Genomic DNA, 21,419 nt, shown 5'->3' with positions numbered 1-21,419 from the left:
GAATTCAAATGCCAAATATATCGATTTCGGAGACAGGAAACCACTTTTTCGAAGCCACATCTTTAAAAAATACTTGAATAGTGTAGGTGCCCTTTGTAGTAAAGGAATATGTATACTCATTGGTTTTGAACCAAAAGTTTTCTTCGCTGTTCTTAATTTGTTGAGCATCAATGGTTTCTGTTTTATCCGCAGGATCGGTGATCACAACCTTAATATCTGAAATTTCTGTTTTTAAATGATCCACCTGTAATAGAGTCGAAAATGCAAAACGTGACGGGCTTTTTACTTTACCAAAAATCTCTCCGTTATTATCGAGCATAACCATGTTTATATTAGGCTTGTAGATTCGAACGGTTTTACCTGATTCATCCAAGGCGAATAGTGCAAATAAATCTTTAGACAACTGTTCAGTCGTCAAGGAAATCGAACCTTCGGACAATATTGCGGGCTGTTTTTGAAGCACATTATTCAAATATAATGATACTTCAGATGAGCCAGCTGCAGCATAAATCACGGTTCCCGGTAAAATCATGATGCAAAATCCTAAAAGAATCAGCTTCCTTATTTTTCTCAATGATTTTCCCTCCTATAGAGCTTTATGTTAATTATACCCATAAGATGGAAGATAGTTTCTTTTACACAATTAATAAAATATAAGAAGGTCAGTAGAGGGAAATACCCTTACCTGACCTTCTTGGTGTTAAATGAGAGAGTTATTATTTGAACCGTCTAATGGTAAATTGAAAAGCCGTTCCTTTTCCCGGTTTGCTTGTAACCGATATTTTTTCTCCCAGACCATTTACAATTTCCTCGGCGATAGCAAGCCCAAGACCACTTCCTTTTTCATTATGGGACTGTTCACTTTTGTAAAATCTTTCAAAGATATAAGGGAGGTGCTCTTTTGCAATGCCGGGTCCATTGTCTGATATCTGCACAGTTACAACCCTCGAATGCACAATAGCATCAAAAGTTATTTTCCCATCCTCCTGAACGTATTTCATGGCGTTATCCATCAAAATATTGACTAATTGCAACACTTTATCTTTATTAGAAAAAACATCTGGAAGGTTTCTGGCGTTATCTGTAATCTCAAATACAATGCCCATTTCATCGGACAAGAAAGAGTATTTAGACTCAATAAGCATGACTAATTCCTGAGTATCTATTTTTTCTTTATTCCAAGTTTCTTTTTTATTTTGCATTCTTGATAATTCCAGTACATCATAAATTAATCGTTGCAAGCGCGCACATTCGGATAAAATAATTCCATAGTATTTATTTGTTTTTTCTTCATCTTGAATCATTCCATCTGCCAGCGTCTCCGTTAAAGCTCTGATAGAGGCAATGGGAGATTTCAGCTCATGGCTAATATTCGCTATATAATCCCGACGAGTCTTTTCAAGCTGCTTCATCTCCTTTAGATAGGAGGATATAAAGAAGCTGATTATTAGTGTGCCTAACAAAAGGGTACCTGTAAAAACGTAATAGAAGCCATTCAATACCGCCTGAAATTCACTGCCAGGTTCTAATAAAAAGACGACTCCGACCGCTTGTTTATCCTGAATAATAGGTGCGCCTACGACAATGGATTTACTCGGAAACCCATTAATATTTTTAATCGCAGCGAATTTATTGTACTTAATTACTTCGGGAATATAATCTATAAGGGCATCCTTGAATTCTTCCGATGTAACATTGAAAAAAAGATGCTTATTTTCGTCACCAGGTGAAAGGTCATTTCCCTCTAAATCATACACCTTCATAAGATACGGTTTAAAACCTCGAATGCTCATCTCATTTTGTGCCATTTCAGCAGCTATAGCAGAGGCCTGAGGCAGCATATCTTTTAATTTATAATTCAAAAAAAGCTGTTTAATAATCAAGGTTCCTCCAAGTTGTCCTAAAATGAAACAAAAGAGGATGGCCAGATATATCACTTTTTTGTTGGAAGTTACTTTTTTCATGTGGAAGTCTCCATTTTGTAGCCCATCCCATAAACAGACTTGATTTCAAATCCCAAATTCTTTTCAGGCAGTTTTTTTCTCATTCTTTTAATGAGATTATCAACGGCTCTTGTATCACCGAAATAATCATAACCCCAGACCTTATTTAAGATTTGTTCTCTTGAAAGCACCTTGTTTTTATTAACTGTAAAATAGATAAGCAATTCGATCTCTTTAGGTGTAAATTCCATTCGTGATCCATTAATTTTGATATTAAAAGCATTTCGGTCAATCTTCATTTCTCCCAGCGTCAGGATGGCGTCTTCACTTGGAAAGGTGTAATGAGTGCGTTTTAAAATGGTTTTTACTCTTGTAACGACCTCCCGGGGGGAGAACGGTTTTGTAATATAGTCATCTGCACCAATTTCCAAGCCTAATATGCGGTCAGTTTCCTCACCTTTTGCGCTCAGCATTATAATCGGGACGTTACTAGTCAAGCGAATCTTACGGCAGACCTCTGTCCCAAAAAGTCCAGGCAGCATAATATCTAGAATTATGAGATCAAAATGCTGATCTTCCAATTTGTAAAGAACTTCCTCACCATTGTATACGGATTCATATTCCATATTTTCCGCCTGTAAATAAGCAGATATGCTCTCATGTACAGCTATATTGTCATCACAAATTAGTATGTTCACTTTACCCTGCATAGCTACCACCTTTATTCCGATATCTTGGACCTTATTGTATGTAAATTGTCTAAAAGGAGCAAGGAAGACTGCATGTTCGTGAGGGAAATAATCGCATTCTACATGGAATGGAAAGAGACCGATTGAAGGATCGGCCTCTTGTAACCAGAATAAGTTACTGTTCTATTATTTATTACTGTCCTTATAGATGTTAGAAGTATCTATACTTATGGTGTGCGTTCCAGCATCCCATTCCAAATTAAAATCAAGTGATTTTGCAATATCCCTCAGCTTAAAATACTCACTACCGCCGATATTATAGCCCGTTACTGAAATTTCTTGTCCGTTCAAAGTTATCTTAGTGGCTGTCATAACACCGGTCTTTGAACTAGTATTTACAGATGCTGAAAGTTCAATGCCCGTCGGAGTGTACGTTTTGTCAGATGTAATGTTTAAAGTATTTGTATTTTCATCCGATGTCACTTCAAACTGTTGTGTAGTGTTGTTTACAACCATAGCAATGTCCCGTAATTTAAAATAGTTGCTGCCGTCGATATTGTACGCGTTAACAGATATCTTGTTACTATTCACCAACAATGATGATTTGGAAGGAATGGCAGCTGCGGATGCTTTTGGTGAAGTAGCACTAACCTTGTCCGCCCAAGCAAAAAGCTCATCCAGATCGTAATCTCCGCTGTGTGGAATATCCCAAGCCATTGCAAAGTCAACGTTTGAACCTTTGTTCTCAAGCTCTGTTGCCAATATAGTAGAAACAGCGAGGGAGGTATCACTATCCTTGGTTCCCATCCGAATCCGCCAATTATTTGTAGTGGTTGTTCCCTCAGTGCTGATATAGTTCATTGGATTCATCATTTTCACTAGATTCTGGTCAGCAAGTGTTCCCCCCGCTATATCATGCTCCAAACCGAACTGAGTAAAATGCTGGGCAGCGACATTCGCTGTGCCGAATAGATCGTTTTCACCATTGCTCAGGTCTAAACCGTCAAAGGCTCCAGGCAGTTTCATTCTGCCCAAGTATGCGAGATATTGATCATAGTCGATATCCGTAACAGTGCCATTTTCAATGGTGATCCAGGTTTTGTCGGACAGATCTGTACCCGATTTTAACGCTTTTTGCGCTGAAGCGATCACAAAAGCTTTGATGTAATCTTTAAAGGTGCCATTGCCGTCCGCATCCATCTTCAAAGCTGTTCCGTCAGTATTCGTAAGTCCTAGACTATTGACGTATTCAGGGAACATAGCTTCCAGTTCGTTAGATACCTGAATCTGATCCTCCGTCAATGTTCCTTCTACCAACGTTCTTTCCATGTTAAAATCCGTATTTCCGGAGAAATCAAGTTTTTCATAAGTGTTAATTCCGTTGAATTGCCACTCATAAGCTGCATCTGCGTTATCTAGATTCGTAATCGGCGTGTAGGCCGAAACGGCAAAAACGTCGTCACGCTCATCAGCTGCTCCGATCGCTTCCAAATAAGGCTCATATTCCGCATTGTTGCCGGTAGCACCCAGTAATGCGGAGAGCGCGCCGCCAGCACTTGTGCCGTTAGAGATGATCTTCTCGGCGTCACCAGGCATAATGTCGTCGTTAAAGCGAAGGTAGCGGACAGCCGCCTTCAGATCTACGATAGCTGCGGGTGCCTTACCAGTGTAAACACCTTTTTCGTCCTTTGTAGTTCTACCGCGAGCGCCTGGAGATGCGACCACATAACCTTTGGACAGGGCAACTGCGATAGCACTGGGAGATTCAGATGAAGGTGTTCCTGCGTTTTCGTCTTTACCCGCAGCGGGTTTATTCAATTCCGTTCCTGTATCGGCGCCTGGGGCTGCTGCGGATTCCTTGTCTGTTTTCGGAGCGCCGTTCTGTGGACCTGCCCCCATACCCATTCCTTTACCTGTTTCAGTACTACCTGGCTGAGCAGGCATATACCCGCCAACCTGGTTTGGGAAGAAGATAGGTGCGGTATCGGCGGTGTAACTACCGATCGACTTACCCTGGAAGTATTCCTCAGGGACATAGACGTTCATAGTTTCATAATTAATATCTACAGGGTTCTTTACATAAACGATATTCTCATATGCCCGATAAGTGACGGATTGACCATCCACCGTTATGGTCTTTGTAGTATAGTTAGTCGCATTGAATTTCAAGCTATACTCGCTGTTAGTTGCTGCACTTGCAGATCCTGTAGCGAAAGAGAGGCTCATCAGAGAACATGTGAGGATAGGGGCAATCCATTTTTTAAGTTTCATTTCGTATCTCCTTTTTCTAAAAATAGTAGATAATCTCATCAGTCTCTTTTGTACTAATCTGAATGATCCAGTGTGATATACCAACTCCTTCTTTTAAGGCCAACAAACGTTATCAATTAACTCTACTCAGGAGCTCGGATAAGAATGTAACAAAACATTGTGGCATAAAAATAGCATTGGTACTGGATTTCATTTGACAGTAGAGATGAGTTTGGTAAAATTTACATAGGTTATATCAATAGGAGGTTAGCAATGGATATCGCCATTGAGTTAATTGAAAGTATGTTGGTTAAATTTAGATCGGAAAAGAAATGGACGCTCCAAGCAATCGAGCAATGTACCCAAGAGGATATTACATGGTCCCCAACCGTGGAAAGTAACAGTATTGCAAATTTGGTTGCTCATATTAGCGGGGCAGTACACTCACGAATTGAAACCATTCTTTTAGATATTCCTGATACAAGAGATAGAGAGAGGGAGTTTGAAAGAGGTCTAGAAATGACTAAAGAACAAGCTATAACCATGACCAGGGATGCTTTTGATATTATTATCCAATATCTTGAACGGCTCCAATCTAACCCGGAGTTATTGATGTCACAACCCTTTCTTAATTTGCCACCACTTACATATAGCCAAGTAAATAACGAGACCACTGCTCTTAATCTCATGATAGCGATGGTGAGAGAAGTCCATTATCATACAGGCCAAATCATCTATGCAGCAAAAATAAGAAAGGGACAGCTTGTGTGGCAATAATAGTTTAACTAGAGGAACGCTGTATACACTAACAAAGGACTGCCAAGAGGCAGTCCTTTGTTCACTCTAACTAGAATCCCCTCACACTGCTAGGGGTTACTTTTTTATGCTTTTTGAAGGTGCGGCTGAAATAGTAGATATCGCTGAAGCCGGTAGTGGTAGCGATTTCAGAAATCGTTAGCTGGGTATGGCGGAGCAAATAATCTGCACGGTCTAAACGGACAGCATTTACATATTCCGATATCGTATGCCCAGTTAGTTCCTTAAAGAGACGGCTGAAATGGAAGCGGCTTAGCCCCGTTAGCGCCGCAAGTTCGTCAACTTGAATCGGTTCCTGGTAATGGGTATCGATATAACGCAAAACAGGTGCGAAGCGTTCAACGGTCTGAATACGCCTCTCTTGCTCAGCTTGTGAGAGTACGGTGACGATATGTCTGCGCAACAACAGCGTTAACAGGCGGTATAGCTCGGACTTGACAGCCAGCTCGTAACCAAATTCGCGACGTTCCAGTTCCCGAATAATCGCCAAAGCACAGTCAGTAATATGCTGATCCCCCCGGATATGGTTACGTAACAGCAGCTGGTTCCGCTGAATCGGGGCGATGAACTTGGTTTCGGCAGCGTCGCTTACCGCACTATGCAGCAAAGAAGTATCTGCAATAATCGCATAATACAATAAATCAGAAGAAGCGCTTACCCCATAATGCAGCTCGTTGCTGTTCACAGCAACTAAATCGCCAGCCCGAACGTTGATCGGTGTTCGTCCGCACTCAAAAACAGCCTCACCACTTTCAATAAATATAAACTCAAGATGCTCATGCCAATGATGTGGGAACAACATAACTCCTTCTTGGTTGAAACGCTGGGTATGTACTTTAATCGGAAACTCGGGATCCGGCATGTCCATGGGTTCCTGTAGATGTTTATCATAGTCCAACATTTATAGACTGCACCTCCTATAGCACAATTGTACAAATGAAACCGCAAGGCTCTGCATGGTGTTTAGGGTTGAAATCATTATAATACGAATCATAACCTATGCAAAATAAAGGAGCGAGTGTTAATGGATAAGATCAAAATTGGCGTAATAGGTACGGGCTCTATCTCCGGCATGCACTTAAGTGCTTATCGGAATAATCCGCAGACAACCATATATGCGGTATGTGATCTGAATGAAGAACGTGCACGCGAAGTGGCTACAGAATATAACGTCGAGAAAGTATACACGGATTACCGTGAATTACTGGCCAATTCCGAAATAGATGCAGTAAGCATCTGCACATGGAACAACTCTCATGCCGAGATCAGCATCGCGGCGCTTGAGGCAGGCAAGCATGTGCTTGTGGAAAAGCCGCTTTGCCGTACGGTTGAAGAAGCGCTTCAGGTACAGCAAGCAGTGGAAAAGAGCGGCAAGATTTTGCAAGTAGGCTTTGTACGACGTTATGACTCCAATGCCCAGCTCCTTCAGACGTTGGTGGAACAAGGAGAATTCGGCGAAATCTATTATGCAAAAGCAACGACGTTCCGGAGACTAGGCAATCCCGGCGGCTGGTTCAGTGATATTGAACGCTCCGGCGGCGGACCGCTGATCGATATTGGTGTCCATGTGATTGATCTATGCTGGTATTTGATGGGCCGTCCGAATCCAGTATCGGTAAGTGCTAATACCTACCGGAAGCTCGGCAATCGTTCTAATATTAAGAATCTCTCATTCTATAAAGCCGCCGATTACGACGCAGCGAACAATACGGTGGAAGATTTAGCGAATGCACTGATTCGCTTTGAGAATGGAGCTTCGCTAATGGTCGATGTCAGCTTTACACTGCATGCCAAAGAAGACGAGCGTTCGGTACGCCTGTATGGTGACAAGGGTGGTTTTGAAATTGATCCTGAGATAGTCATTGTTAAAGAACAGGCGGATACGATCGTCAATACCTATCCGCAGACCGATAATAAGGGGTTTGAGTTCAACAGTGCATTCCAGAATGAAATTAATCATTTTGCGAGCAACATCAGTACCGGCTCTACACCAATTAGTCCTGTGCAAGACGGCGTTACAATCATGAAGATACTCGGCGCGATCTATGAATCCGCAGCCAAAGGTGAAGAGGTGAAACTATGAAGTTAGGAATCAGCACTTACAGTTTGCATTCGGCTTTTTCAACGGGTGAGCTCACGCTTGAAGGAGTCATTGAGACGATCGCCGATCTGGGCGCAGAACATGCGGAGATTGTACCTTTGGGTATCAATTTGGTTGAAAATCCTGAGCTAATTGATCAGATTGTACGAACAGCAGCGGGTCGTGGACTAGAGTTATCCAATTATGCTATCGGGGCGAACTTTGCCGGGCTGGAGACAGCGGAAATGCAGCGGGAAGTCGAGCGGGTAAAGCGGGAAGTAGACGTGTGCGCGGCATTAGGCATTCAGCGGATGCGGCATGATGTAGCCTCCTCAAACGATCTATCCATCACGCATTTTTTGGAAGAGCTTCCACGTTTGGCTGAAGCCTGCCGAGAAATTGCCGATTATGCCGCAGGTTTAGGCATTACGACCAGTGTGGAGAATCATGGATACTTTATTCAGCACAGCGATCGTGTACAGGCGCTGGTTCATGCGGTGGGTAGAGACAACTTCCGTACAACACTCGACATTGGGAACTTCCTGTGCGCAGATGAGAACCCGCTAATAGCTGTACCTAACAACATCAAGCTTGCTTCAATGGTGCATTTCAAAGATTTCTATATTCGTCCGCAAGACCGCCAGCCTGGCGAAGGTTGGTTCCAATCCTCCGGTGGGAACTGGTTGAGAGGTGCCATCGTTGGTCAAGGAGACATCGATATGCCGAGTGTAATTCGAATCGTTAAGGAAAGCGGTTACGATGGATATATCTCTGTAGAATTTGAGGGAATGGAAGAGTGCCGTAAGGGAACAAGACTGGGGCTGGAATACATCAAGCGGGTTTGGAACCAAATCTAATTCATTATACTGGAGGATTATGCCATGGTTAAACCAATTATCACTAATAAAATCGGTGTTATCGTAGACAGCTTTCAGGTTGGAGTGAAAGAGGGATTGCGCAAGGCAAAAGAAGCTGGGGCAGATGGAGTTCAGATTTATGCGGTACAAGGCGAATTTGATCCCGCTACTCTCTCTCAGTCAGCACGCCGTGAATGGAAGGATTACATTGCATCGCTGGGTTTAGAAATCTCTGCCCTCGTTGGAGATTTAGGCGGACATGGCTTTCAGGACCCTGCCCAGAACCGTGCCAAAATTGAAAAGTCCAAGCGCATTATGGAGCTGGCCAAGGAGCTAGGTACAGATATCGTAACTACACATATCGGTATTGTTCCTTCTAACCCTGCCAGTAAAATCTATGAAACCATGCACATTGCCTGTGAGGAACTTAGCAGATATGCACATGAGATGAATTCTTATTTTGCGATTGAGACTGGGCCAGAACCCGCTGCACGTCTGAAGACGTTCCTCGACGGTCTGGGTTCCAGAGGGGTTTCCGTTAATTTTGATCCGGCCAATATGGTCATGGTGACTGGTGATGATCCGGTGCAAGGTGTTCATACTCTAAAAGACTACATTGTACACACCCATGCTAAAGATGGTCTCAAGCTTGCCGATATCGATCCACGCGATGTTTACGGTCAATATGGTTATGAAGCACCAGCATTAGACCATGAGAAAATCGCTGAAATGGCCGAGACCGGCTCGGCATTCCGTGAAGTTCCGCTCGGAGCGGGTTCTGTTGATTGGAACAACTATCTGCAAGCACTGAACGACATCGGTTATACAGGATTCCTGACCATAGAACGGGAAGTTGGCACTAATCCGGAGGAAGATATCCGCCAGGCTGTGAATTTTTTAAAGGGTTTTCGGGTCTGAACACGGTAGTGATAAAGAATAAATAGTTCATCCAAACAGTCCCTGTGAAAAAAGATCCTACATCCATTGGGACTGTTTGTGTTATAGATTGTGCGGGAAAGACCTAGGACGGTAATGTTCTGAATTTGGAAAGAAGGTGTGACGATGACAGCAGAACGTTTGCTCCTCCGCCGGGCGAAAGTCCTGAATGGAGCGGAAGTGGACATTGTCATAGCTGATGGCAACGTAGTCCAGATTGTTCCCGGAGGCACCGCCGAAGACCATGGTTTCAAGGTCGTGGAAGCCAATGGGGCGTATGTCTCTAGCGGCTGGATCGACTTGCATGTACATGCGTTTGCAGAATTGAATCCGTATGGAGACGAGATCGATGAAATCGGAATCAAATGTGGCGTGACTACGCTCGTGGACGCAGGTAGCTGCGGAGCGGAGCGTATTGGTGAACTGGCAGAGGCGGGGAAAAAGTCGGCAACGCAACTGCTTGCTTTTCTTAACATTTCAAAGATTGGCCTGATGCGAATTGACGAGTTGTCCCAACTAGAGTGGATTGATCATGAAAAGGTGCTTCAGGCGGTAGTTGCTTATCCTGAATTTATCGTAGGCTTGAAGGCCAGAATCAGCAAAAGCGTAGTGGGTGACAATGGCATTCAACCGCTTCAACATGCACTGGAGCTTTCGGAAAAGACCGGGCTGCCGCTGATGGTACATATAGGCTCCGCACCGCCGGATATCCGTGAGGTTTTACCGCTACTTCAACGCAACGACGTGATAACCCATTATCTAAATGGTAAAAGCAACAATTTGTTCGATAAGGAGAATCGACCGCTCCAAGTGCTGAGAGATGCTATTGAGCGTGGAGTTCACTTGGATGTGGGACATGGTACGGCTAGCTTCTCGTTCGCTGTGGCCGAGGCGGCCAAACAAAACGGTATTGATCCGGATACGATCAGCACAGACATATACAGAGGCAACCGTATCAATGGTCCCGTCTACTCAATGGCGAATCTGTTGAACAAATTCTTTGCACTGGGATATTCCCTTGAAGATACAATTGCACGGGTGACAAGCAGAGCAGCCCAGTGGCTGGGACGCCCGGAACTTGGGGAGATTCGGATCAATAACAAGGCGAATCTGACCCTTTTTCGTGTGACGGATAAGAAGATTGAACTGGTAGATTCTGAGGGGGAACGCCGGGTAGCACAGCAAACCATTCAAGCAATAGGAGTGATCATAGGTGACAAATACATGGAATGCGAAATACGGCCTGAAAAGAGTTATTAATGCAAGCGGCCGGATGAGCATCCTCGGGGTATCGGCACCGACCGATACGGTGATGGAAGCTATGCGTCAAGGCGGACAGAGTTATGTGGAAATCGCCGATTTGGTGGATAAAGCGGGGGATTATGTTGCACGTCATACAGGTTCTGAAGCAGCGGTGATCGTGAACTCGGCTTCCAGTGGAATTGCTTTATCCGTGGCGGCGCTGGTAACCCGCGGTAATATTCGTACAAGTCTACGGCTCCATCAGGATAGCATTTTTAGAAATGAAATTGTGATGTTAAAAGGTCATAACGTACAATACGGTGCACCAGTGGAAACCATGGTTTATCTCGGCGGCGGTAAAGTGGTGGAAGCAGGTTATGCCAATGAAGGACGGGCGGAGCATTTGGCTGCTGCGATCTCGGATCAGACTGCGGCTATCTTGTATGTCAAATCTCATCATGCCGTTCAGAAGAATATGATCTCTGTAGAGGAAGCTTGGGCTGTGGCTCAAACTCATAACGTCCCGCTTATTGTAGATGCTGCAGCGGAAGAGGATCTGCAGAAATACGTGCAAATATCCGATCTGGTCATTTATAGTGGCTCCAAAGCCATAGAAGGTCCAACATCCGGACTTGTGGCGGGAAAACGTCTTTATATTGAATGGTTAAAAGTGCAGCTTCACGGCATTGGACGCAGCATGAAGGTTGGTAAGGAAACATCCTTCGGCCTGATGCAAGCGTTGGATGAATATGCTCACAAACAGGATACAAGCGAAAAGGAAAAAGCTACGCTCCAATTGCTGATGCCGCTCGATGGGCTTCCCGGAATTCGGGTAACTATCGTGCAGGATGAAGCAGGCCGGGCGATTTACCGTGGACGCATCCATGTGGACCCGAATCAGTGCGCAATAACAGCACTTGAGCTGTCCCAGCAGCTTCAACAAGGTGAAGTGGCTATTTACACTAGAGACTATGGGGTAAGGCAAGGTTATTTTGATATTGACCCGCGTCCGCTAATGGGTGATGACATAGAAATGATTACAGCGAGGATAAGGGAATTGACAGGAGGGGCAAGCAATGTCTGAAATTAACAAGCGGTTCTATAAAGGTCGGGTGGCCTTAAACGTATTGGCTAAGGATATAGAAAATGCCAAAGAGGTGTTTGCTGCTGCCGAAGGTTATGTACTGGTCGGTGTATTGTCCAAAGACTATGCAACGGTAGAAGAAGCCGTGCAGGCGATGGAGGCATATGGGCGGGAAATTGACGGTGCGGTATCAATAGGACTAGGTGCGGGTGATAATCGGCAAGCTGCTGTTGTTGCAGAGATTGTCAAATCCTATGCTGGCAGCCACATTAATCAGGTATTCCCAGCAGTTGGTGCGACCCGTGCTAACCTTGGAGCGAAAGATAGTTGGATTAACAGCATGATCGCACCAACGGGACAACCTGGTTTTGTGAATATCTCCACCGGCCCGGCCAGTGCGGCACAATCTGTACCCGCTGTAATTCCCGTAAATGCGGCGATTGCATTGGTTCGGGATATGGGCGGAAATGCTTTAAAGTATTTTCCGATGCAGGGGCTGAGCCGTAAAGCGGAGCTAATCGCTGTGGCCAAAGCCTGTGCGGAAGAGGGTTTTGCGCTGGAGCCGACCGGCGGTATCGATCTGGACAACTTTGAAGAGATCTTGTCTATTATATTGGAAGCGGGAGTGCCGCAGGTGATTCCCCATGTCTATACATCGATCATCGATCCGCAGAGCGGAAGAACGAGAGTGGCGGACATACAACAGCTGTATCGGACGATGAAAAAGCTGGCGGATCAATATGCCTAAACATATCGCCGCTTTTGGTGAAATAATGATGCGGCTACAGGTACCGGGCTTTGAACTGTTATCTCAGGGTAACCTGCTGAAGTATTCGTTCTCCGGCACCGGAGTCAATGTACTGTCCGCATTGTCCCGATACGGACATCGGGGGACTTTGGTGTCCAGACTGCCTGCGAATCCTATTGGTGACGCAGCAACAGCCTATCTTCGGCGACTGGGCATCCAGCCGGAGCATATCCAACGCGGGGGCTCAAGTATAGGGATGTACTTTCTTGAAAACGGATTCGGGGCTCGACCCTCCCGAGTGACTTATTCCGGTCGCCCGGAGAGCAGCTTCAATACTGCTCCTCCGGGTACTTATCCATTCGCAGAGCTGGCAGACCTCGCGGATGCTGTTCATTTCTGCGGGATAACACTGGCAATGAACGATGATGTGCGAAAAGCGATGAAAACTTATGCAAAAACGGTTAAGCAACACGGTGGTCTAGTCGTTTTTGACTGCAATTACCGCCCATCGCTCTGGGGGGAGAGAGGCTATGAGCTGGCGCGCTCCCATTACGAAGACATGCTGCATATGGCCGACATCGTGCTGATGAATGAAAAAGACGCAATGCTAATCCTTGGTATGAAGCCCGAAGGAACTTCAAGAGAAGAACAACTTCAGGAGCTGATTCCCACAGTAGCTTCACGCTACAGTCTAAGTACGGTAGCAGGAACGCATCGGTCCATTCATGATGATAACCGCCATTCATTGCGCGGTTATATCTTCAAAGCCGGTCGCTTCGCATATTCCGAGACCTTAAGCTTTCCGGTGCTTGATAGAGTCGGGGCTGGAGATGCTTATGCCAGTGGTATAATTCATGGTGAGCTGGAAGGTTTTGATCCTCAGCATACTGTAGCCTTTGCGGCCACGGCCGGAATGCTAGCCCACACAGTAGAAGGAGATTCTCCGCTGGCCTCCGAGCAAGAAGTTATTGGTGTACTGACGAGTGCTGTAAGAGATATATTGAGATAAAGAAGAAGCTGCCTTACAGGAGAACAGGCCTGTGCGGTGGCTTTTTTTATCGCTACAAACACTGTAACTTTGCTCAGGCCAAGAATCTGATCCAATGGCTACAGGCTAGATATGGCTTAATTAGATCTTTTTAAATAGGTGTAAAATCTCATTTTTTGCAACTTTATCCTCTATCCGGCGTCAAAGAAGAGAGAATAAGAAGGGGGAGCCTATATGAAAAAGTTGAATTTACTAGCCCTTTTAGCAGTTATTTCAATAATCTTTGTTGGATGTGTCAATACAGGGAATAAAGATAAAGGGAATCAAACGCTAATCGATCTGAGTTCTGTGGACTCCATTACAATCCATAATGATAGCGGCGGATTAATAACCATAACGGACCAAAAGCTAATAGAACGTTTCAATAAAGCTATACATACTGCTGAGTATGACAACGCGAAGCTTGATATTGCAGCACCTGATTATGAGGCTATTGTTGAATTGAAGAATAAAGAAAACGAAAAATTCTCATTCTGGATTATGGGCAATAATAATGGTCTTTTCACCAAATCAGGAGTAAATGGGCATTACAAGTTATCAGAAACGGATAAGACTGCTTTGCTTACCTTATTTCAATCAAATGAACAACAAGTAGAATCAGATAATCTAAAGATAGATGAGACCATCAAGCGAATCACATTAGCAAACTCTCTAGCACATGGTTCAGTGAATGCTAACATAAAGGATGAATACACAGATCATGAAACCATAGATATTTTCGTCCGAGCCATCCGTACCGCTGAACAAATACCAGGGAATTTAAATACCGCAACGCCTAACTACTATATCGTTCTAATTTCAGATAATAATAAATATGCCTTTCATTTATGGATTAACGAGACAAGCGAGCAGGGCATGTTAATGAATGTGAACGAAACGGATACAGGCTACACACTTACTAAGGAATCAACTGCCGAGTTAAAAAAGATTCTGTTGTCGGAAGCAAAATTTAATGGTTTGGAGTTTAATACAGAACGGAACTCTATTGGAGATCTGGTGGCCAAACCGATTGGCCTATCCGAAAATAACTATCTATTAAACGGTGGAGAAGTAGTTGAACTGCAAGGGATCTCTTATCATACCATTCATCTTTTCTATGGCGACCATAATGCTGTCAACGCTGTATTAGCCCATGATCCTGCTACGGATGAGGTAAAGGTGAAATGGAGCGACGAGCTCAACGATTCCAATAATCGCTGGAATAATGCTTTTATGAGCAACTATAATATGCTAATCCCGCTGGATGAGGATCATCTATTATTTCTGGAATCGGATGTGACGAAAAAAGCAGGGCAATATCATTTGTCCTCATATAATGTTCTTACAGGAAAGATTGAACGACTTCGGGAAAACTTCTGGCCGCTTTCTGATGATTATGATTACATTTATAAATTTCAATGGAAAGCTGATGAGCAAAAATTGTTTATGCAGAGTTATCTCGGCAATGTATGGATCTTTGATCTGAAAACAGGAAAGGACGATGTCCATCTTCTGAAATATCGCGTAATCCCACATTCGACGACCGGGGCGCCATCCCTGTTCCTCTCACCAACTTTTAAAAGATTTGTACATGATGATGAGAGCGGCGAATTAACCTTTTACGATAATAAAGGAGTTTCTCTTCGTACTGTTCCGTTACCACTAGAGCAATATGTGCCTTCTGAGAAAATAAAGTGGAACCCCGCGGGTACGATTGCCTGGATGGATTCAGCAGAGATCAACGAAAACCGAATTCTTGACATCGATATCGATTATCTGAAAATAGCTGCACAAAAAATTAATTTTTATAATCAGGATGGTCATTCCATCGGCTCCATTAAGACTGAAGGCAACCATGAAGATACAGCTATTGAAGTTGTGGGGTGGATGGACGCTAATGTAGCCGTGATAAAATCCTATACTGTAGAACTTATACACAAGGATAATGTAGGGCTTAATGTTAAGGATGTTTCTTATTATCTCTATGATGTAAAAAAGAAGCAGAAGGGGGCAAGCTTTTCGTCCATCCCTTCCCGTGCTACCGTTACTACAGATCTTCGAATGGGCGATGCCGATAATACGGGAAAAATCACTGTGAGTTTTAAAGAAATTACTTATAAAAAAGAAAAATAAAGAAGCCTCGGGAGTTCACCGTAACGATCACACAAGATCATTGGGTAAGCTTTCCGAGGCTTCTTTTTATATTTAAAAGACAAATATTTAAGAATTCTCGAATTCTATATTTGTCCCGCTGTAGAATGAACGGAGGACAGCAGGTCTAGTCGGAAGCCTTGAACCAGGGTTTCGCCATTCATAAGATCAGTCTCATACGCACGATTAAAGCCTAAGCGCTGGTACAGTTTGATGGCTGAAGACATCATTTCCGAGGTGTGCAGGTTCAAGGTGGTGGCACCCAACTGTAGTGATCTCCGTGCAGCATCGCGAATCAGAAGGGTTGCAACGCCAAGACCACGAGCGGATGGAGATACGGCTAGCAGACGTAGGATAGGGGAGTGAATCCCTAGCTCCGGTTTCCCGTAAGCCGTTTCCGAGGAGCTGAACAAGAGTGCGCTACCAACGATTTTCTTGTCGATTTCTGCGATGATCCGTACGAGCGGGGTATCACCATGAACGGAATCAAGAAGCGATTTCCGATACTCCAGCCACAACGGCTCAGGCATGATCTTCGAATATTGATGGTATGCATCTAACAGCACTTCGGCGATAGCATTACAATCTTTATTCTCAGCTTCACGGATAATGATCTTTTGTGACATGTTTTTGCTATCCCCTTTCAGACAAATGTTATGTTCATTCGAATGAAATTATTATATATGATAATTCCCAGTTGAATAAGAGGGTTTTTATAATTCTGATATAGGAATAGAAAAGTTCTATATGAAATAAACATAATGTTTGATTCAAAATCCGATTGATTTACACGGAATTAATAGTTGACAAAAAATAGGGCGATGACTAAGATATAAACAAAATCTATAGGTAAGCATCGCTATAATTCATTGTTTTTTCATCGGAATAGTAAAATTAATAAAAGCATAGGGGGATTAGGGATGAACATTGAAAATATTGAGGCCTTTGTCTACATCAATCATTATGGAAGCTTCAATAAGGCGGCCGAAGTCCTATATATCTCACAGCCGACAGTAACGGCCCGGATCCAATCGCTAGAAAGGGAACTGGATTGCAAAGTGTTTGATCGGTTGGGGAAGCAGATTAACCTGACGGATAAAGGTAAACAGTTTCTACCCTATGCCCAGCAGATTCTCCAGATTTATCAGAACGGAAAATATCAGGTTCAGGCTAAGGGGCACATTCCAAATGAACTGAGAATCGGCAGTACGGTCTCGGTTTCCAATTATTTAATGCCCCATCTGATGCTTCATTTAAAGCGCAGATATCCTCATATCACAATCAAGCTGATGACAGCTTCTACGGAAGTATTGACTGAAAAGTTAAAATCGAAGGAGCTTGATTTGGCTTTTATCCGTAAGGTCGTTAATCCGGCAATTCAAACCTTTCCTTTCTGCGAGGACCCCATCTCACTGTATGTACATGAGGGACACCGCTTTGCTAAAGCACAGCGGGCTTCACTGGAGGATATCCGCCAGGAAACGTTGGTTTTTTTTGAATGCGGATCTTTGGATTGGATGCGGCTGCATCGTGTATTTGAGAGTATGGAACAACCACCGAAGATTGAATATCAGGTAGATAACCTGGAGACAGCCAAAAAGCTGGTATTGAAAAAAGCAGGCATCTGTTTCCTTCCCGCCCTCAGTGTGCAGGAGGAAGTGGCAGTTGGGTCACTGATCCGGGTGGATATTGCGGAGACGGAAGGTATCTCCTTGCGAACCAGCCTGATTTCGCTAAATGGAGAGAACGCAGAATTCATCGAAACCCTGCTTGAACTCGGGTTTGGAAAAGTGGGAGATCGACTAATTGTATAGATGTATTAAAAAACTCTATTAGCGCATGGACACATGCAGTGATAAAGTTAATTGCATATAATCACGACTATTTCGATAGGGATTATAAAGTTACTTTTCGAAAGGCTGGAGGGCATGTGATGAGTGAGGTATACAGGCTGGCAGAACTGAAGGATGCGGAGCAATTGCTAGATGTTACATATCGTGCCTATCAGCTGATTCGTGAACTCGGGCTGCATTGGCCGGCGGCCACAGCCGACTTGCGCTTATTGAAGACAATATAGCTACGAATGAGTGTTATGTGCTTGAAGTTGACGGAACGATAGTTGCGACCATAACCCTTTCAAAGGAAGAAGAGATTAAGAAGATTAGCCCATTGCCTTTTATCAAATGGTTTGCTGCCCATCCAGATTATAGTAACAGAGGTTATGGTGGAAAACTTTTGGATTGGGTGGAAGAGAACATTATTGCTGGTCAGTTAGGTTCGGCTGCAGTCACGCTGGCAACGGCGAAGAAACATCCGTGGTTGGTTCAAATGTATGAACGCCGGGGGTACGAACGTTTTTTAGAACTGGATCAGCAGAACGGTGACGGCATTATGTATCTGATGAAAAAAACACTTACAGACAAACCACAGTTCATTTAAAGGGGATAAAACAATGAAAAAGTCCATTTCACTAGTATTTGCATCGGTATTGACACTGGCGATTGCTGGCTGCGGAAACAACAGTAACAGCGCTAGCAGCAATCAGAATGGAAATGCAGCAGAAGCTGCGGCACCGGCAAAGGATTCGGCAAAGGTAACTAAGATCATTGTGGGCACGGGTACTGCTTTTCCGAAAGTCTGCTTCATAGATGAGAATGGTAAACTCACCGGATTTGATGTGGAACTGCTCAAAGAAATCGATAAGCAGCTGCCAGAATATGAATTCGAATTTCAAACCATGGATTTCAGCAATCTGCTGCTGAGCCTGGAAACCAAAAAAATCGATTTGGTCGCCCATGTCATGGAGAAAAATCCGGAACGGGAGCTGAAATACTCTTTTAACAAAGAAGCCTATGCCCACTGGAGAAACCGCATTGTAGTGGCAAAGGATAATAATTCAATCCAATCGCTTGATGATCTCAAAGGGAAAAAGGTGCTTGTAGGTGCAACGAGTGCACAAGCACAAATACTCGAGAACTACAATAAAGAGAATGACAATGCGATTGATATCGTGTATCAGAATGGTGCAGCGAATGATACCGTCGCACAGATTAGTACTGGGCGTGTGGACGCTACGCTGGCTGCAGATTTTGTCCTGCCGATCATTGATCCGCAGAGTCAGCTAAAAGCTACGGGCGACGAGCTATCCTCCGCGGACATTCTCTATGTTTTCCGTAAGGATGATGCCGATTCACAAAAGCTGTCAGATGCGATTGACAGTGCGATTAAAGAGCTGAAGACAGACGGCACACTAGGCAAGCTTAGTACGGAATGGTTGGGTGCGGATGTTACAGCGGATTCGGTGAAATGATTGAGCCGGTGAGCACGGGAAGGGGGGGGATATATGGGCGCACAGTTTGATATCAGCTTTGTATTTTCGTTTTTGCCTAAGTTACTAGGGACTTTAAGCACCACGCTTCTGATTGTCGCCTGTTCTCTACTGACAGGAATTCTTGTCGGCTTTCTCGTAGCTCTGCCAAGACTTTATAAAGTGCCTGTGTTAAAAACCATCTCCGAAATCTATATTTCTTTTTTTCGGGGAACTCCGATTCTTATCCAGCTCTTCTTGTTTTATTATGGTCTGCCCGAAATTATGAAGCTGGTTCATGTCGATATGACCCGGACTCCGGTGCTTGTTTTTGTGATTCTTACTTACGGGCTGCATACGGGGGCATACATGTCCGAAATGATCCGGGCTTCTGTAATGGCGGTGGATAAGGGGCAGGTAGAGGCTGCTTATGCTACAGGGATGACGGGGTTTCAAGCCTTTACGCGAATCGTGCTGCCGCAGGCGCTCGGAATCGCAGTTCCTGTATTCTCCAATCTGGTGATTGCTCTACTGAAAGATACGTCATTGGCCTTTACTCTTGGGGTGATGGAAATGTCAGGTAAAGCACAGACGCTAGGCAGCTTAACTCAGCACTTTATTGAAACGTATATCGCGCTTGCGCTAATCTATCTGGTCATTAGCTTTACAATCGAGAAACTGCTGCTTATAGCAGAACGCCGGCTGCTGCGGCATGAGAAACGGAATACACCGGAGAAAAAAACGTTCAAAATCAACAAAAGCTGGTCCTACCGCCGCATCATTGCTGAACTTGGACCGGGTAAAGGAGGTAGCGGATTATGAAGCTGGACCCATCTTTTATCTGGACTGCTCTGGTGCAAATTTTAAGTGCAATTCCTGTGACCTTATCTATTACTGCTGTCTCAGTACTCATTGGATTTGTGATTGGTGTGGCTGTAGCGTTGATCCGGATATACAGAATTCCGCTGCTGTATCCGCTGGCTGTCGGTTATGTTACGTTCATCCGCGGGACACCCATGCTGACGCATCTTTTGCTTATCTATTTTGGACTTCCCGTGTTAATCGATGGTCTGGCAGTGCAGTTCGGCTGGAGCTTCAGGTCGGTAGCCATTCCGATGATCGGTTTTGCCTATATTTCGTTCTCGATTACAGCGGGAGCCTATATGTCCGAAGTCGTCCGTTCCGGTCTGCTTGCTGTGGATCGCGGTCAGCTGGAAGCGGCCCATTCTATCGGAATGACCACGCCCCAGGCACTGCGGCGGATTGTTTTTCCTCAGGCGCTGGCGGCGAGTCTGCCTAATCTGTCAAATTCGGTAATTGGTATGCTGCATGGATCTACCCTTGCTTTTACCGTTTCGGTGGTGGATATCAATGCTAAGGCGCAAATTGTAGCTTCAACGAACTGGAAGTTTTTTGAGGCTTATCTGGCGGCAGCACTGATTTTCTGGGGACTTACGTTCCTAATCGAACGCGTGACGTCGCTGATTGAAAAAAGAATTAATCTGTACAATCGAGGTGGAGTAGCATGATCAAGCTTGCGCAAATTTCGAAGTCATTTGGTCGGAATCAGGTGCTCAATAATATAGATTTAACGGTGACGAAGGGTGAAGTTGTCGTCATTCTCGGTCCCAGCGGCTCAGGAAAAACGACACTTTTACGCTGTGTAAATTATCTGGAGAAGCCAAGCAGCGGAGAGATCGCCATCGGCGATTTCAAAGTGAACTGCAAACATCCCCGCAAAAAGGAGATTCATCTGCTCCGGCAAAAAACGGCAATGGTGTTCCAGCAGTACAATTTATTCCGCCATAAAACTGCGCTGGAAAACGTGATGGAGGGACTGCTGATTGTCAAAAAGCTTCCGAAGGACGAAGCGAAAAATCGGAGTATTGCCCTGCTTGAAAAGGTTGGTCTTGGCAGCAAGCTGGACGCCTATCCAAGTCAGCTGTCCGGAGGCCAGCAGCAGCGGGTTGGCATTGCCCGTGCCTTGGCGCTCGAGCCGGAGGTTATATTGTTCGACGAACCCACATCGGCGTTGGACCCAGAGTTAGTGGGTGAGGTGCTGGCCGTCATCCGTAAAATTGCCAAGGAAGGCATCACAATGATTGTGGTGACTCATGAAATGGGCTTTGCTCGCGATGTGGCGAATCATGTGGTTTTTATGGACGGAGGCGTCATTGTTGAAGAAGGGACTCCGGCAGAGCTGTTTAACCATCCGCGCGAAGAAAGAACGAAGCAGTTCCTGAAGCGGATCACACCTGAATTTAACTATTCCATATAGGAGGAAAAACA

22 protein-coding genes are annotated in these 21,419 nt (G+C 44.5%); 16 read left to right on the top strand and 6 right to left on the bottom strand.

Features of this window, described 5'->3' with window-relative positions; translation table 11 throughout:
* Positions 1–4: 4 nt before the first annotated feature.
* From MHI15_RS21960 to MHI15_RS21945, 4 genes are all read right to left on the bottom strand, one after another.
* Positions 5–532 carry a hypothetical protein gene (locus MHI15_RS21960; protein ID WP_341164871.1) on the bottom strand — a complete coding sequence of 176 codons (528 nt, stop codon included), beginning with the start codon at positions 530–532 and terminating at the stop codon, positions 5–7.
* Positions 533–716: 184 nt separating this feature from the next.
* A complete protein-coding gene (locus MHI15_RS21955; protein ID WP_076190352.1) occupies positions 717–1,964 on the bottom strand; it encodes a sensor histidine kinase in 1,248 nt (415 codons plus the stop codon).
* Positions 1,961–2,653: a response regulator transcription factor gene (locus MHI15_RS21950; RefSeq protein ID WP_341164870.1), complete on the bottom strand. Its 693-nt coding sequence runs from the start codon at positions 2,651–2,653 to the stop codon at positions 1,961–1,963. The genes MHI15_RS21955 and MHI15_RS21950 overlap by 4 nt, the downstream gene beginning before the upstream one ends.
* Before the next feature lie 165 nt (positions 2,654–2,818).
* The gene (locus MHI15_RS21945) at positions 2,819–4,903 is read right to left on the bottom strand and encodes a subtype B tannase (protein ID WP_341164869.1); all 2,085 of its coding nucleotides are present in this window, start codon (positions 4,901–4,903) and stop codon (positions 2,819–2,821) included.
* Positions 4,904–5,155: 252 nt separating this feature from the next.
* Here MHI15_RS21945 and MHI15_RS21940 point away from each other — a divergent pair, with 252 nt between their 5' ends.
* Positions 5,156–5,659 carry a DUF1572 family protein gene (locus tag MHI15_RS21940; protein ID WP_036677310.1) on the top strand — a complete coding sequence of 168 codons (504 nt, stop codon included), beginning with the start codon at positions 5,156–5,158 and terminating at the stop codon, positions 5,657–5,659.
* A gap of 70 nt (positions 5,660–5,729) precedes the next feature.
* On the opposite strand, the gene MHI15_RS21935 is transcribed toward MHI15_RS21940, so the two are convergent.
* Positions 5,730–6,599, bottom strand: coding sequence for a helix-turn-helix domain-containing protein (locus MHI15_RS21935; protein ID WP_036677307.1), 870 nt, complete (start codon positions 6,597–6,599; stop codon positions 5,730–5,732).
* 123 nt (positions 6,600–6,722) lie between these two features.
* On the opposite strand from MHI15_RS21935, the gene MHI15_RS21930 reads away from it, so the two are divergent.
* The 8 genes from MHI15_RS21930 (at position 6,723) to MHI15_RS21895 (ending at position 15,805) form a co-directional block, all read left to right on the top strand.
* Positions 6,723–7,781 (top strand): Gfo/Idh/MocA family protein, encoded by a 1,059-nt coding sequence (locus MHI15_RS21930; RefSeq protein ID WP_076125574.1) that lies wholly within the window; start codon positions 6,723–6,725, stop codon positions 7,779–7,781.
* Positions 7,778–8,635 carry a sugar phosphate isomerase/epimerase family protein gene (locus tag MHI15_RS21925; protein WP_076125572.1) on the top strand — a complete coding sequence of 286 codons (858 nt, stop codon included), beginning with the start codon at positions 7,778–7,780 and terminating at the stop codon, positions 8,633–8,635. Before MHI15_RS21930 ends, MHI15_RS21925 begins: the two co-directional genes overlap by 4 nt.
* A gap of 24 nt (positions 8,636–8,659) precedes the next feature.
* Positions 8,660–9,553, top strand: a complete 894-nt coding sequence (locus tag MHI15_RS21920) for a sugar phosphate isomerase/epimerase family protein (RefSeq protein WP_036677301.1) — start codon at positions 8,660–8,662, stop codon at positions 9,551–9,553.
* A gap of 144 nt (positions 9,554–9,697) precedes the next feature.
* Positions 9,698–10,831, top strand: a complete 1,134-nt coding sequence (locus tag MHI15_RS21915; RefSeq protein WP_341164868.1) for an amidohydrolase/deacetylase family metallohydrolase — start codon at positions 9,698–9,700, stop codon at positions 10,829–10,831.
* 13 nt (positions 10,832–10,844) lie between these two features.
* The gene (locus MHI15_RS21910) at positions 10,845–11,897 is read left to right on the top strand and encodes a DgaE family pyridoxal phosphate-dependent ammonia lyase (protein ID WP_282579774.1); all 1,053 of its coding nucleotides are present in this window, start codon (positions 10,845–10,847) and stop codon (positions 11,895–11,897) included.
* Entirely contained in the window at positions 11,890–12,645 is a 756-nt protein-coding gene (gene dagF, locus MHI15_RS21905; protein WP_076184626.1) for a 2-dehydro-3-deoxy-phosphogluconate aldolase, read from the top strand. Before MHI15_RS21910 ends, dagF begins: the two co-directional genes overlap by 8 nt.
* The gene (locus tag MHI15_RS21900; protein WP_341164867.1) at positions 12,638–13,654 is read left to right on the top strand and encodes a sugar kinase; all 1,017 of its coding nucleotides are present in this window, start codon (positions 12,638–12,640) and stop codon (positions 13,652–13,654) included. Before dagF ends, MHI15_RS21900 begins: the two co-directional genes overlap by 8 nt.
* Positions 13,655–13,867: 213 nt before the next feature.
* A complete protein-coding gene (locus MHI15_RS21895; RefSeq protein ID WP_341164866.1) occupies positions 13,868–15,805 on the top strand; it encodes a hypothetical protein in 1,938 nt (645 codons plus the stop codon).
* A gap of 104 nt (positions 15,806–15,909) precedes the next feature.
* Here MHI15_RS21895 and MHI15_RS21890 read toward each other — a convergent pair whose 3' ends face one another.
* The gene (locus tag MHI15_RS21890; protein WP_341164865.1) at positions 15,910–16,449 is read right to left on the bottom strand and encodes a GNAT family N-acetyltransferase; all 540 of its coding nucleotides are present in this window, start codon (positions 16,447–16,449) and stop codon (positions 15,910–15,912) included.
* Between the two features lie 294 nt (positions 16,450–16,743).
* On the opposite strand from MHI15_RS21890, the gene MHI15_RS21885 reads away from it, so the two are divergent.
* The 7 genes from MHI15_RS21885 to MHI15_RS21855 all read left to right on the top strand — a co-directional run bounded on the left by MHI15_RS21885 (position 16,744) and on the right by MHI15_RS21855 (position 21,408).
* A complete protein-coding gene (locus MHI15_RS21885) occupies positions 16,744–17,637 on the top strand; it encodes a LysR family transcriptional regulator (protein ID WP_341164864.1) in 894 nt (297 codons plus the stop codon).
* A 119-nt stretch (positions 17,638–17,756) separates the two neighbouring features.
* A complete protein-coding gene (locus MHI15_RS21880) occupies positions 17,757–17,900 on the top strand; it encodes a hypothetical protein (protein ID WP_341164863.1) in 144 nt (47 codons plus the stop codon).
* Between the two features lie 17 nt (positions 17,901–17,917).
* Positions 17,918–18,262: a GNAT family N-acetyltransferase gene (locus MHI15_RS21875; RefSeq protein ID WP_341164862.1), complete on the top strand. Its 345-nt coding sequence runs from the start codon at positions 17,918–17,920 to the stop codon at positions 18,260–18,262.
* A 13-nt stretch (positions 18,263–18,275) separates the two neighbouring features.
* A complete protein-coding gene (locus MHI15_RS21870) occupies positions 18,276–19,133 on the top strand; it encodes a transporter substrate-binding domain-containing protein (protein ID WP_076125557.1) in 858 nt (285 codons plus the stop codon).
* A gap of 33 nt (positions 19,134–19,166) precedes the next feature.
* Positions 19,167–19,952 carry an amino acid ABC transporter permease gene (locus MHI15_RS21865; protein WP_076218974.1) on the top strand — a complete coding sequence of 262 codons (786 nt, stop codon included), beginning with the start codon at positions 19,167–19,169 and terminating at the stop codon, positions 19,950–19,952.
* Positions 19,949–20,659 (top strand): amino acid ABC transporter permease, encoded by a 711-nt coding sequence (locus tag MHI15_RS21860; RefSeq protein ID WP_076125553.1) that lies wholly within the window; start codon positions 19,949–19,951, stop codon positions 20,657–20,659. The genes MHI15_RS21865 and MHI15_RS21860 overlap by 4 nt, the downstream gene beginning before the upstream one ends.
* Complete coding sequence (locus MHI15_RS21855; RefSeq protein WP_076125552.1) at positions 20,656–21,408, top strand: amino acid ABC transporter ATP-binding protein; 753 nt, start codon at positions 20,656–20,658, stop codon at positions 21,406–21,408. The genes MHI15_RS21860 and MHI15_RS21855 overlap by 4 nt, the downstream gene beginning before the upstream one ends.
* Positions 21,409–21,419: the final 11 nt, after the last annotated feature.

Origin of the sequence: Paenibacillus sp. FSL H7-0918 (assembly GCF_038007025.1) — a bacterium.
Lineage (GTDB): Bacteria > Bacillota > Bacilli > Paenibacillales > Paenibacillaceae > Paenibacillus_AQ > Paenibacillus_AQ odorifer.
This window is presented reverse-complemented; position numbering and strand designations above follow the sequence as displayed.